The organism is Gilvimarinus algae, from assembly GCF_030518215.1.
Classification (GTDB): Bacteria; Pseudomonadota; Gammaproteobacteria; order Pseudomonadales; family Cellvibrionaceae; genus Gilvimarinus; species Gilvimarinus algae.
In genome coordinates this window covers 1-14348 of record NZ_JAULRT010000031.1, presented here as the reverse complement: position 1 = coordinate 14348, position 14348 = coordinate 1, and the positions used below count along the sequence as shown (strand labels likewise).

At 53.6% G+C, this 14348-nt stretch carries 11 protein-coding genes; all 11 read right to left on the bottom strand.

What is annotated here, in order from left to right; genetic code table 11:
* Positions 1–6: 6 nt before the first annotated feature.
* A complete protein-coding gene (locus QWI16_RS00780; RefSeq protein WP_302710807.1) occupies positions 7–1305 on the bottom strand; it encodes a type II and III secretion system protein family protein in 1299 nt (432 codons plus the stop codon).
* A 25-nt stretch (positions 1306–1330) separates the two neighbouring features.
* Positions 1331–3661, bottom strand: coding sequence for a Flp pilus assembly protein CpaB (gene cpaB / locus QWI16_RS00775; RefSeq protein WP_302710934.1), 2331 nt, complete (start codon positions 3659–3661; stop codon positions 1331–1333).
* A gap of 98 nt (positions 3662–3759) precedes the next feature.
* A complete protein-coding gene (locus QWI16_RS00770; RefSeq protein WP_302710806.1) occupies positions 3760–4818 on the bottom strand; it encodes a hypothetical protein in 1059 nt (352 codons plus the stop codon).
* On the bottom strand, positions 4818–5501 hold the full coding sequence (locus tag QWI16_RS00765) for a hypothetical protein (protein WP_502552981.1): 684 nt from the start codon (positions 5499–5501) through the stop codon (positions 4818–4820). The genes QWI16_RS00770 and QWI16_RS00765 overlap by 1 nt, the downstream gene beginning before the upstream one ends.
* A complete protein-coding gene (locus QWI16_RS00760; protein WP_302710803.1) occupies positions 5476–6480 on the bottom strand; it encodes a hypothetical protein in 1005 nt (334 codons plus the stop codon). Before QWI16_RS00760 ends, QWI16_RS00765 begins: the two co-directional genes overlap by 26 nt.
* The gene (locus QWI16_RS00755) at positions 6477–8612 is read right to left on the bottom strand and encodes a pilus assembly protein TadG-related protein (RefSeq protein WP_302710802.1); all 2136 of its coding nucleotides are present in this window, start codon (positions 8610–8612) and stop codon (positions 6477–6479) included. Before QWI16_RS00755 ends, QWI16_RS00760 begins: the two co-directional genes overlap by 4 nt.
* A gap of 33 nt (positions 8613–8645) precedes the next feature.
* Complete coding sequence (locus QWI16_RS00750; protein WP_302710801.1) at positions 8646–8900, bottom strand: hypothetical protein; 255 nt, start codon at positions 8898–8900, stop codon at positions 8646–8648.
* Between the two features lie 158 nt (positions 8901–9058).
* Complete coding sequence (locus QWI16_RS00745; protein WP_302710799.1) at positions 9059–9793, bottom strand: response regulator transcription factor; 735 nt, start codon at positions 9791–9793, stop codon at positions 9059–9061.
* A 15-nt stretch (positions 9794–9808) separates the two neighbouring features.
* Complete coding sequence (locus QWI16_RS00740) at positions 9809–12652, bottom strand: ATP-binding protein (RefSeq protein WP_302710798.1); 2844 nt, start codon at positions 12650–12652, stop codon at positions 9809–9811.
* 280 nt (positions 12653–12932) lie between these two features.
* Positions 12933–13985, bottom strand: a complete 1053-nt coding sequence (locus QWI16_RS00735) for a LacI family DNA-binding transcriptional regulator (protein WP_302710797.1) — start codon at positions 13983–13985, stop codon at positions 12933–12935.
* A gap of 222 nt (positions 13986–14207) precedes the next feature.
* A partial coding sequence (locus tag QWI16_RS00730; protein ID WP_502552980.1) for an EF-Tu C-terminal domain-related protein occupies positions 14208–14348 on the bottom strand: 141 nt, incomplete at its 5' end.

Below are 14348 nucleotides of genomic sequence, written 5' to 3'. Positions count from 1 at the left end.
GGCACCTTAATCAATCAGACCAGTTTTCATGTATTCTTCATGCTCTTCCACGTACTCATCAACGCGGTTAAGAATTTCCTGATTAGGCCCCGACTTCAGGTCACTCAGAATATGAGGGGTGATAAAAATAACCATTTCAGTCTCGCCACCGGTGAAACTTTTGGACTTAAACAGAGCGCCGAGAATCGGTATATCAGCCAACCACTTCACTTTATTCAAGGTGGCCTGCTCTTCGCGCGTAATCAAGCCTGAGAGCACCAAGGTGTCACCCGGGCGCAACTTGATATCGTTCGAGGTGGCGCGCTTCTTAAACGCTGGCTGGCCGTCCACTGCCTGTGCCAAATCGAGCTGACTGATCGAAACATCGACTCTTGCTGAGATGTTTCCGTACAAGTCCAATTTAGGAAGGATGCTCAAAATCACCCCGTAGTCTTTGTATTCGACACTCGAACCGCTCAGAGAGCTGGTAATGACTGGTACCTCTCCACCGACTGTAAGTCCAGCCTCACCTCCACTTCTTGCACTCAGACGCGGTTTTGACAACACAATTGCCGAGCCCGTTTGTTCAAGTAGGTCAATCATCGACGTGATTTCTGTAGCAATACCGAACAAAACAGCGCGAGTACCAGTGGCATACCCATAGCCATCAGGAAGATCTTCTTCCTCCCAAGCGTACAAACCCGACCCAGCCGCCGCCCAAGTATTGCCATAACGTAGCGATGGACCAGAGAAGCTCTTTTGCCAATTGATGCCAAGCTCTTCTGTTCTACTGCGGTCGAATTCGGCAATCTGAACATCAAAGTAAATCATCTTCTGCTCGAACTCGTCCACGGTGCGGGCAAGAATGGTCAAATCTTCATACAGCTCCGCGACAGTTTCGACTTTCTCCATATCCCTGGCTTCCAGCACGCCGTCCACCACAACGTGCCGACCGGCTGTTTTAATCTCAATGCCGGGAATATCCCCAATGAGGTGGCGAATTTCACCCAGCTCCCTACTGCTGCTGAACGCCTCAATCACGGAGATACCCACCTCTTCGCGAGAACCATCGGCAAACCACACTTGCATATTGGTCTCACCCACCGAGTCCGCCGAAAGAATGACCTCTCCCGTTTTTAGCATGGTGTAGCCGACAAAGCCGGTTTTGCCCACGGAAATCCGAGTCACATTAGGTGCCTCTATCACCCTGGATTCACCGGCATAAAGCTGGATCTCCTCTGGCAGCACCCTTCCATGAACTTGGACCGCAAGCAGCGCGATCACTCCCCCCAATAAAAATCGAATTTTCATAGCGATATTATCCATCGTCGTAATCTTTGTGATCGGGCCTTTATTGCAAGCGCACGCGGTTGACTGGCACTATGCCCTCTTCACCGCTACCGCCAGGAATAAACTCAATGTAATCCACCTGCCGGGTAATTTTGGCGGCATTCGTCTCTCTGAGCTCCGTGGCGACCGCACCACGGTCTTCTGTCGTAACCGCCACCTCAGACGCAATGACTCTTCCACTGCTATCAACGATCTGCCCATCGCGCAGCTCACCAACCACATTGCCTTCAGCGTCTATTACTTTGCCATCCACGAGCCGACCTATAATATTTCCATCTTTGTCTCTGACCACCTGTGCTTGTTCGCCCACCTCTTGCCCGTCGGCACCAATAACCGCCTGCTCAACGGTGCCGATGACGCGCCCGTCATTGTCAACGACTGTGCCATCCTCATTGACGCGGCCAACAATATTTCCCTGACTATCGACCACCGCCTTCTCTACCTGACCGAGAATCTCTCCATTCAGGCCGGTCACAGAACCATCATCATTCACTGAGCCGATGATATTGCCGTCGTCATCGACCACCTGTCCGTTTACTACTCGGCCGATGACGTTACCGTCGGCGTCGCGAACCACCTCTTCAACCTTACCAATAATGTTACCGCTGGAGTCCCGAACCACTTCCTCAACGCTGCCCATCACATTGCCATTGCGATCGAGCATTACCTTTTCAGCACGGCCCAGAACCTCGCCATTAAGGCCCACGGCCTTGCCGGATTTATCGACAGTACCGACAACCTTGCCAGTTTTATCGACGACCACCTTTTCAACCTTGCCAAGCGTTTTACCGTCCAGGCCGGTCACCGTGCCGTCTTTATTCACCTTGCCAATGACTTTGCCATCTTTATCGACAAGCTGACCGTTAACCACCCGACCGATCACATTGCCATTGGCATCGCGGACGACCTCCTGAACCTCACCGACCACCCGGCCACTGGAGTCGCGCACCACCTCTTTGACTTGCCCGACCACATTGCCGTCACGGTCTAACACGGCCTCTTCTACGGTGCCAAGCGTCTCCCCGCTCAAGCCCACTGCCCTGCCGCTCTCGTCCACCCGGCCTATTACCTTGCCATTGGTATCGACAATCTTTCCATCAACCACCCGACCGATCACGTTGCCGTCTTTGTCGCGCACCACCTGAGCCACCTCAGATCGCCCTTGGGGCATGGATGACTCACGTAGATCGATGACGTTGCCCTGAGCGTCCAGAGCAGCATTCTTCTGCACGGTCCCAATGACTTTTCCGTCGAGGCCAATGGCGCGGCCACTTTCATCAACACGACCAATCACGTTACCGTCGCGATCAATAATCTGACCATCAACGACCTTACCAAGCACATTGCCGTTGGCGTCGCGCACAATGTCCGCACGTTCTCGCACACGCAGCAAGGGATCATCTTCACTGACGTTCTCAACAATCGTACCGAGTGGCTTACCATCAAAACCCACTGCTTTACCGTCAACCACCTTACCGATGATGTTGCCGTTAGCATCGACGATATTGTCACCGATAACGCGCCCAATCGGTTTGCCGTTCTCATCCAACACCACATCGACTACAGCTTCAGGCTCAGGCGACAGCAACACATCAGCGCGGATAAAATCGTACTCAGAGACTGTGGTATCTTCGGGGTGGCGAAGCACAGCAAACATATCGCCTGTGGCCTCTGCCAACTGGACACGAGCAACCTGCCTAGGTGTCAAATTCAGCGTTATGATAGTGAATTCCATATTGAAGCCGTCAACGGAGTTTTGCTGACGCGTACGCTCATAGCGACGACCGGTATGATCCTCTCGACCCGCAGAGAGGACAACAACGTTTTCCAAAACCGGCATCACCACTTCGTTAACCTGCTGCTGACCTGCCTCGGCAAAGCCCAGGTCTTCAAGGTCAAATTGCCCCATCAGATCTATCGAGTCACCGGGGCGAAGCAAACCATCGAAAGAGTCTACTTGATTTACTTTGACACTAAATGCTCGCCGACCTAAATCAACCGTCTCGGAAAAGGTCTCTGCCTTTGTGCCGGTAATTGACTCAACGGTCATCACTCGACCAGCCCTCATGGGCGAGGCGATAGTTCGATTCAGTATCTTTTTATAGTCGGACGCAGGAACAAAATTTGATGGCAGGAATTTTCTGGGGACGTCTAACTTACCAATTGAATCCAAGGTTATGGAGTCGCCTTTGTTCAAATCTCTTTTAGGGACAACTACGGCCACGGTTTCAACCCGCTCTGGCTGATTAGCGCGGCGGTATTTCTCTTCAACAGATTTCAGGTAATAGACTGTCAAAAAAGCAGCCACAATCCCGCAGACCACCGCGATCATAAAGAGGCGCGAGCCAGACATTTGTTTCATTGTATTCCCCAAGTTACAGTTCTAAGAAGTGGCCGACACCCTCAGCCCCTTCAAGCTCAAACACTCTTTTATGGCGCTGTGATCACCCGGTTTGACACGCAGTCGTTTGACGCTGCAGGCTCACCATTTATATATACCTGTTCGGTATAGTGCTCAGCATCCATACTGCCGATAACCGTTGTCTCTTCTTCATCTGGCTCAAGCAGTAGCGCTAGCTGCTCAGCATAGATCTCTTCGTCTGATAGATCATCAGTATCGATACCGCTGTCCCAGCCGGCGGCCATCACCGCACAGTGAGTCACTCCTCCGCCAAGGTCAAAAAACACTACCTCGCCGTCCGGCTCTTTCACTCCGGTAGAGAGGAAGCTATCTGGCGTAGTAGAAACAGCATAGTAGTAGCCATCGACGATGCGACCTCCATCTTCGTTACCTTGGCGATCTCGCACCTTGTAGGCTGTTTCGGTGCAAAAACCGTCAATGTCCATCTCATTAAACTGAAGTGAATCATAGAAATTCCCGTTTGCCTGGCTTTCGTACCCAAAACCATAAATGCCTGGGGGGTCACCACAATCGCTGACCGCCTCTCGTTGCAGGATGTTTCCGTCTTCATCGGTTATAACGTCGACCTGCTCAACGTTAGTCGTCGTTCCTCCATCAACCGCTTCGAACACTCCTGTATCGCTATCGTAGCTCCCCACCACTTCGCCATTTTGAGTCACAAGGCCTGTGGAGGGATCGTATTCGCCCAAATTGGTGAACCCACCATTCGAAGTAAGAATGGTGGATTGGCTGATCGCCGCTTCAGGCTCTGTTGAACCACCGCCCCCAGCACTGCCACCGCCGTCGCCTCCATCATCAGAGCCATCCCCATCAGAGCTTGCAGGAGCTTCGGCGACCTCGTAATCGTCCGCGTACTCATGAACGGCTGAAATGGATGCAGAGTAGCCATCGTAGTTATCGTGCATAACGGTAAGGAGGTATTCAATACAGTCCTCGTAGTGATCAGGGCAGGCTCCGCGATTCGCCACCAGCAGCCCACCAACAAGAGCAGCCATAACAACCAGATACTCGGCCATCGATTGACCAAGCTGCCACCAACGGCTTTGCGCCCGGGTTCGGCTTAGCATCAGTTGATCTCCGTCTCATTGATCAGGATTTGACTGGCATCACCGGCGGGCATAATGACAATGTTGCTTTCATCCACACCTTTGCGAAACACCAATACGGAACCGCCGCCTTCACTAAAACTCTGCTCCAGAGACCAGCTATCCATAGCCATCTCAGTACGGTAAAAATTGACCAGTTCAGAAACTGACTGCTCACTGGTAATAACCGTCACGCGTCCTGCCTTAGGGCCATCATCGGTCAACAAATCAGACACAACCAAAGCATCCCCTGGCTTTATAACGCCAACGCCGAGCACAGCATTACTCTCGCTTTCAGGTACCATACTAATGAGCAAGCGGCCAAAAGCGCCCTCACCAGCACCTGCGTACTGAACCGTAAAAAAACAATCGCTCTCCAGAGTGCTGATTTGCTGCCAAGGGCCAAACTTGCTCTCCGCATAACGATCATCCCACTGACGCCGGTAAAAGCCGACGACCGAATCTATAGACGTACCTGCGCTGAACGAGCGCACCATCATCGGCCTATTGTTGTACTGTGCGTCGTTCATTAAAGCGCTGACTTTCATTTCCGCCATAGTCGGAAAGTCGGAAAAGTCACAGTCCGCTGTAGCCTGGACTCCAACCAGTAAGGTTATCAAGACGCACAGTTTTAGTACTTTACTCATCGAAATAACAATGTCCATCGTCACATGTTGGGTCACCCTGCGGCATGGGCTCAACCCCGATATCACCAAAATCCAGGCGATAAATAGCACTGTTATCAGGGCCCGCCTCAAGAATGCTGGCTGCGGTTTTTAAAACGTCAAAAAGAGCGTTATCAAACACCGTACTCGGGACGAAGTTATCCACCCTGTCGGCGTAGTAACCCACACTCTGAGCATTCCAACCGTCTGCAAGAATTGCGGAATTTGCTGTAAAGCGGCCGTCCCAGTTCTGGAAGATCGCATCCTCAATACCTCCGCCCCAGCCGCTACTGTCGCGGTCCCATACACCACCGCCGCCACCTTTGGCGTTGCCCGCATTCAACGACGTTCGCACCGTAGGGCTAAAGTAACCATTCAGATTATAGTCGAGCTGCAGCAGGTCGGGGTTGTCGCCGCCAATCGCATTGAGCATAAATTCAATCGGCGTTGTAATAGCATCTAAACCTGTCTCCAGAATATCCAAGACATCATAAGCCACGCTCGGGGTATCCTGCTCATTGGTGTTAAGTACCTCAACCCCTTCAAACATCGTCTGTCCAGATTGATGATAGGTCCAAAGTGGGCTCGTATCGCCGCCCCCGGCATCCACGTCGGAAGAGAGAATCGGCTTGATGGCGGCGGCGCCATTACCGCTGAAGAAGCGATTATTGACCGTGTTGACCAACGCATCATCGCCCCTTAAAGCAATGCTCTCAAACTCATCGGCGCTAATAACAAAGTCTTCGGTATTGTTGTTACCCGTTGAATTCCAGGCATTCATATCCCGCAACCACACGGTTCGCTCCCATGCAACGTAGCGAGCGGCCTGCTGATTTTGCAATTTAATATCAATGATTTTGCCAAAGGTTGGAACCACCACGAACAGCACAAGAAAAATAAAACCGACACTGACCACAAATTCTGTCATTGCCTGGCCACGGCTGCGCTTCATTCTTCGGATCGACTGAGGACTGCTCATGGCAAAAACTCCTCCAGCTCATCAACTACAGCATCCACGGCAATATCTTTCACTTGACTGGCGCCGTCGTGTATCGGGCCCTCCACCAAGGTTCCCCACGGCGGGTCCAGCTGATCGACCAGATACTCCACACCAGTATCCACGAGACGGTCACCGATGGCATTAAGCAGCCAATCCACCATGCCGACCGCTGTGTTACTCAGACCTTCAAACATATCTTCAAAGTCAATCTCGCCAGTCGCAATGAGAATAGCGATGGCACTTGGCTCCCTTAGACGGGCATCCCAGAACGGGCTGAACAGACTCGCAGGCTCCGCACTTCCGTCACTCAGCGCCTGCATGGGGTTGGCAAAATAGGTTTCGGCGGAGCTGACCGTCATCATCGGCCGATCATCGTTCCATATAAATTGCTGGTAGTCCGCCGCGAAATCGTCTCCCTCTGCGCGCGAGCGTGTTTTGACATCAAAATTGGTGTACTGGATGCTGCCATCATCCCAACTTTCGTCATTCGAATCGATGCCGAGGCTGTCATTATCTGAGGTCTGCACATCATCCAAACTCTTTGCCAGAGCTGTTGTGAACTCGTAGCTTTTGCCGGATTCCTGAAAACTTCCTCCAAGGCTGAAAAATGAAGGGGGCCCAGCGTAACTGTCGGTGACATCCTGGGATGTTCTCAACCCATACATACCGGGCAACAAGCTGGGAGACGCTTGCCCCCAGGCCAGGGTTTGCAGATGAAAACCATCAAAGGCACCGTTATTGTCCGGGTCCTCTGAGTCTCCGCCGTACTTACCTGTGTCGTTATTGAAGGGTAAGCCCCAGTCTGAAAGCACCCTTTTTGCGTGAGAGTTGGCACTCACCACCTGATGAGTGGCGCCCGCAAGCGGAAAGCCAATGGGCAAGACAAAATTAAAATCCAGCAATGTCCAGGAGTCGCAGCCAACAATCGGCAGGCACAGCTCTATCTCGACAAATAGACCAATATCGAATTCCAGGCCAAAAGACAGAACATCGATTGCCGACCAGTTGAGCTTGGCAATATCCGAATCCGCCTCTAGCGGATCGTTTGACATATATACGGTACCGCCATCGTTTTTGATCCCGCCGCCGATGGAGAAGTCCAAATCAATGGTCAGCGTAATAATCCCGAGGGATAAAGTAATTTCGGGGATGATGTCCGGTATTTCCGCCCACAACTGCCAGTGGCGATCTTCAGTAAAACTGGCGCGATTGCGATTGACGATTGCCATGTAGCGCTGGTAGGCCTCAATAGCATTGGCCTCGGCTTGCTCGCCAGTATTCACATTGGAATTGGCGCCGCCACTGGTATTCTTTGACTTTTTACGCGATAACCCGGGCGAGTTATCGTTAATCATATTTTCCAGCTCGCCCACCTGGCCGCCGAGAAAATCCCGCGACAAATCTTCCGCGTCTGCCGACCAGTCCTTGTCTGCCGTCGCATCCCCCACCAAGTCGGCGAGGTTAGTGGGGCTAAAGTTTTCACCAAAGTAAGTTAAAAGAGCATTTTGCGTAAAAAAGTACCAACCCACTACAGGTATATACATATTGGGATCATCAGGATCATCCTCATGATCCTCCACCACCCCCATACCTACCTCTACCTGCGCAGCCAGAGTAGCCAAGGCGAACATTTTCTGAAAAACGCCAAGTGTACTATTGAAGTAAGACACCACGGTAGGCCACACCTCGACCATGGGCTTTGCCGCTGCGGATACAGCCTCGCCCATCACGCGATAGGGTATAGTCGTTGCATTGAGGATGTCAGCAAAGGTCGTTGGCGATGGCGGCGCCACTGGAAAGCGATACAGCGGGTAGGAAGTGAAAGCCTGGACTTGCTTGTAATGTTTCGCCCAGGACAACAGAGACACCATTTGCCCTATGGAGACCTCATTGGCCACCATGGCGCGGTTGGTGTAGGCAATAAAATTCTGGTTGCGGGCTGCAAGCTTAGCCTGGGAGTAGACAGTCGCGTCCGCCGCGTTCTCAAGCTGAACACGGTTTGACACCAACTGACCCTGGTTGTACAGGATCAGCAGCGCCATCACCACGACGGCAAGAAAGAGCAGGCCAAATATAAAGGCCTGCCCTTTTTCGGACCTGATGGAATTCATCTATGAACGTAGAGCTCGGCGAGAGCCCAGGTATCAGGTGTCGTCTTGGGTAAAGTCGTCCAGACCGTAGTCGGCAGCACCTTCGCCTTGCGCAGCAGTACCAGTGCCTTGCGCCTCGTTGGTTGAGTCGCCACCACCCAGTTCTGCCGCCATATCACCCACTTGGTTACGTACGGTGTCACCAAAGAGGTTGTAAACGGTGATGGCCGCGATGGCAATCAGCGCTACGATAATAATGTACTCGGTCATGCCCTGGCCGAGCTGCTTCATTTTTTGTTGGATTTTCATAATAATTCTCCGAAATAATCACCCTCGCGCCCACCCCCCATTGAATGCAGGCGCTTTACAAAGACTAACAGATTTTCTGTGACAGATTTCGCAAAGATATACAGGCAAATGCAACAAATGTAAGAAAATGTTACATTTCGGAGAGAAGGCTAAAAGTCCTAGGGGGTGCTTTCCAAGAGCACGGCATTCAACATATAGCCTTTACCGTACTGGGCGCAGATGAGGTTGGCGCCGTCGGGCACGACCTGACGCAACTTGCTTCGCAGCCGGCCAATCAGCACATCCAAGGTGCGGTCAAAGGGCAGCCAGTCAGACTTTCCTAACGATTTCATCAGCGTATCGCGCCGTACCGGCTTGCCCGCCGATTCGCACAGCGCCAGCAACACCACTGACTCATTGTGGCTTAGGGAGACCTCGCCATCACCGACCACCAGCTGCCGGGCGCCATCTACGTGCCAACCACTGAACAGATAGCGCCTTGCCTGCACGGCCATGGTGCTGCGGCTTAATTGCTTGATCTGCTGCACCCGGCGCAACAGCGCCTTGCTACCGGCGATCATCTCACGCATGGGCAGGGGTTTGGAGTAGTAGGCATCCGCCCCGGACTCCAAACCGACGATGCGCTCTACTGGATCGTCCAAGGCAGTGGTAAAAATGATACCGGCCGGGTGCTGAGCGCGCACCTCGCGGCAAATGCTCAAACCGTCGCCGCCAGGCAGCCGGATATCGAGAAAAATAAGGTCATAGTCGTGTTCGAGCACAGCCGCCACCACATGGCGGCCGTCACGCAAGGTGTCCACGGTCCAGCCCTGCTCCTCCAGGTAGCCCACCAGAAGGTGCCGGGCGGTCAGCTCGTCTTCCACCACTAGAATTTTGGGAGTTTGCGGGTCCATTGGCGCTATTATCCCCTAAGCCCGCAGCTGTTCAAAGGAGGTTTCAACCATATTGCCCAGGTTGGCCAAGGCGCTGAATGCTCTGCTGGGGTCTGACTCTATGTGATGGGCAATGGTCGCCACACTGACCATACCCACCGACTTGGAAGCGCTCTTGATTTTGTGGGCGCACTCGCTAATGTCGCGTAGATTGCCTTTGCCCAGCGCCACCTCCAGCTCGGTGAGCGACTGCTGCAATGAATCCTGGGCATCGCTCAGCAGCTGGCGCGCCTTTTCCGTGCCGAGGTCTTCCACGATATTCTGCCACAGGCGGCGATCGACCAGCAGCTGGCCCGGCCCTGTGGCCATGTCGTTATGCAGGAAGAAAATATCACTGCTCACCTTGCCGGTCAGGGCGCGGGCCAGCACAAAGCGCAAGTGGGCCTTGTCCACGGGCTTTTCAATCACATAATCAAAACCTGCTGCGCGATAGCGGGCCACATCGCCTTCACTGGTATTAGCCGTTAAGGCCACAAACAATGGACCCCTCCCGCCCACGAGTGCGCGGGCACGCTCTAGCAACTCTATGCCATCCATGTCCGGCAAGCGGATATCGAACAGACACAGCTGGTAGGGATAACCCTGTAAATACTGAAGCGCCTTGAGCGGGTGCTCTGTGGCTGAGACGGCGTGCTCGTCGGTTTCCAGCAGCTGTACGACGATAGTCCGGTTGACCTGGTCGTCTTCGACCACCAGGACACGCAGCCCTTTCACCGGCTCCACCGGCGTTGCGGCGCGCACAGCATCCGGCCCCATCGCTTCGGGCTCGACGACTACCACCGGCAAAACCACGGTAAAACTAGAGCCAATACCGGGTGTGGACTGCAGCTCAATACTGCCGCCCATCTCCTCCACCAAGGTTCGGGTAATAGCGAGACCAAGGCCCGCGCCGGCCGCGCCCCCACCGCCGCCCACTTGCACGTACTCTTCAAAAACACTCGTCTGGTCTTGCTCATCAATGCCTATACCGGTATCAGTCACCTCAAGGGTGAGGGAGGCGTGACGCCCTTTTTCTGCTGAAATTGAAGAGCGCCACTGCGAGAGCGACACCTTGAGATCCACCTCACCGAGATCGGTGAACTTAATGGCGTTGTGCAGCAAGTTGGTCACTATCTGGCGAATCTTCTGCGGGTCGCTTTGAATCCATACATCCCCTTTGGCCCCGGAGTCCAGATCGAGCTCCAGTGCCAAGCCCTTTTCGGCGGCGGTGATCGCCATCAGCTCTGTCACAGAGCGGAACAACCGCTCGACATGAATCCGGCCGCCTGGTGATTTGCCCAGGGAGCTGCGACGGCTGACATCAAGCGAGTCATTCACCACGGTAAGCAGTGACTCGCCCGCCTCAATGGCGTGGCCAATAAGCTGCTTATCGCCCGTGTTGCTGCGCCCAATTAACCGCATTGCCCCTAACATGCCCGATAGCGGTGTGCGTATTTCATGGCTTAGCACAGCCATGAACTCGCTGCGCTTTTGTGCCAGCTCAAGAGCGTGACGTCTGGCCTCATCGAGCTCCTCCAGGCGCTTTTGTAACTCCTGGGTTCTCTGGTCGACTGCCTTTTGCAGGTAGCTTTTCTGCTCAGACTCTATGGACAATAGCGCATTGAGCCGCTGACCCAGAAAGATAATACTGGTCAGGGCCACAAACACGTAGACCCATGGGGTCAGGTGCACACTCACCACTTCCCGGTAATAGAGCACCTCATTCACAAACAGCAGCGCTATGACTCCGCCCAGAAAACTCACCAACGCACTCCATGGTCGGCGACGCCAGACAATCAAAATCAGACAGCCAATAAAATAGACAAAGTAGACCACACAGAGCGCTTCAAACGGGTCTCGCAACATGGAAAACCAGCGAGTGCCAACCAAGGTTGTTATCACCGATGCGGCCACACCCGCGTACCAGAAGCCGCGAATCACCCAGTAGTGAATATCCCGCGGATACAAGGCCTGAATGAACAGCATGTAAGCCGGGATACAGAGAAACATCCCGTAGTATTCGGCGCGCATTAACCAGAGCACCGAAAAGTCGGGAAACAGATAATAAATCAGCTTTTCCGTACCAAAGATACGCACGCTGTACCAAAAAAGCCCCAAGCCGAGGTACAGATACTCACGACCGGCGTGCGCATTCCCCCACATAACCAGCAGGTAAATCGCCAGTGTTAAGGTCGAGGACATCAAAAAAATGCCACGCAGCACGCGCCATTTCTCGGCGCTCACCAACTGCTCCCAGCGGTCGATGACAATTGGGTGGTGAATGCCACCATCGACATGATGAAAGCTCGACACCTGCACCACCAGCTGCAAGTGATGGCCTATGTCATCACCGAGTCGAACCAGCTTGATCTCGTCGCGGGGAACTTCTTCTTCCAAACTCGTACCGGGGCGACCAACAGAGACCAGAGGCTCGCCGTTTGCCCAAAGCTTTGCCGAGCGGTAGAGGGTGGGCAGACGCAGGCCCAGCCCCTTGGGTGGCTCTTCGAAGTAGATATCGGCCACATAAGTGGCATAGCCATTACCCGGCAGGGGCTCGCCGCCTTTAAGCGGCTGGTTCCAGCGGGCGGGAAGCCAGGCGAGCTGGTAATCGCCATGCAATTGCTCTGGGGCCAGCAGCTCCTGCCAGTAAAAACGCCAGTAGCCTTTCAGTGCCAGCTTGTCAGCATGGCCGGCCGGCACCTGTACTTTGCCATCGCTGACCTCCGGCGCCGAGGTTACTTGCGCGGCATGCTGCTGCCAAACGGTGTAAACAATAAGGGCTATAAGCGCCAGGATCGCCAGCACCATTGGGGAAAAAAGTCTGTTGATTAGCTCGCGCATGGTTCCCTGTCGCCAAAACCGACCTAAGCTCTGAGCTTAACCCACTCGACGCCGATCTGCGACTGGCAGATAAAAAAAGCGGGCCGAACCGGCCCGCTAAAGTGCACGCTATCTAACAAAGTTGCTCATGTATAAACGAACTTCGTACCCGGCGGCGCCGAAGAGCCCATATCTTCTCTAGGCCGCCGAACGGCGTATAACCACAAACCGATTACGTTACCGTTAACGATAACATAACAACAAAAAGTAATGCCGTCAACCTTAGGCCCAGAGAGCGGATTTATTTATCCAGTGGGCGGGTGGAGCCGCGAACGACGATAGAGTGCGGCAGGATAGCGCGCTTATTGAGCTTGATGCCTAGGATGCTGTCGGCCTTAATGGCCTCTATCAGCAGATCCACCGAATCGGCCGACATCTGATCGATGGGCTGCTTGACCGTCGTCAACTGAGGCCAGATGGTCCGGGCAATAGAGGTATCGTCAAAACCGGCAACAGCAATGTCTTCCGGCACCCTCAAGCCGCGCTTGTGCACTGAGGCGATAACCGCACTGGCCATGTCATCGTTACTGGCAAAAATGGCCGTAACAGGCTTACCGGAGCTAAGAATTTCCTCACTGGCGGTCATGCCACCGTTGAAATTAAAGTCGCCCTCCGCCACCACGGCCTCCTCCATAGAGATGCCATAATGGGCCAAGGCGTCGCTAAACCCACGAAACCGGTTGGCGGCAACCCCCTGATGGCAATCACCCTTGATAAACCCAATGTTCCGGTGCCCTTCTTTGATAAGGTGCTCGGTCATCTCGTAGGTCGCCTTGTAGTCATCAATCGACACATAGGCAGAGCGATCCAGCTCCAGCCCGGGCCCAACTCTGACGTAACGCAAACCCGCTTCGTCCAGTGCGTCAAGCAGGGGTAAATATTCACTCAGAGGTGGCGGCAGAATAATGCCATCGAGCATATAGCGGCTGGTGAGCTCGCTGATGATCTCCTCCACGTTATCGGCACCAAAGCCGCACGACTCAAGCACCAGGTGATAGCCTAGCTCATTGCAGCGCTGTAACACCCCGATCAGATACTGACTGATATAGCTGCCAATGGAATTGTCGTAGAAAAAACCGAGCAGGTAAGACTGCGAGCCGGACAAGCTGCGGGCCGAGACGTTCAGACGGTAATTGAGCTTGGTCACCGCCTCCATCACCCGCTCGTAGGTGGACTCTGAGACTTTGTCGTTATTGAGCACCCGGGAAACAGTCATAATGGACACCCCTGCCATAGTGGCGACGTCCTTCATTGTGACTTTTTTCGGCTTTCCCGCGCGATCTCGACTGCTCATTCATCTACCTTTTTCAGCGGCTTGTTTTGGTTGCATGCTGGCATGCAAGGGACCGATTTGGCGCCGACCTCAGAAGTTGCATAGATAACACAAATGCCCTAAAAACGCCATTGCACACTACAGACCGACCATCCTTTTCGCCCAAAGCCTCAGGGGTCGTGATTGCTGCAGATACAAAAAAGGCCGCTATTGCGGCCTTCTTCACATCGCTTAATGCCAGGATTACTCGATGATTTTGGCTACCACGCCAGCACCAACGGTACGGCCACCTTCACGAATCGCAAAGCGCAGACCGTCTTCCATCGCTACCGGGTGAATCAGCGTAACACTCATCTGAATGTTATCGCCCGGCATAACCATCTC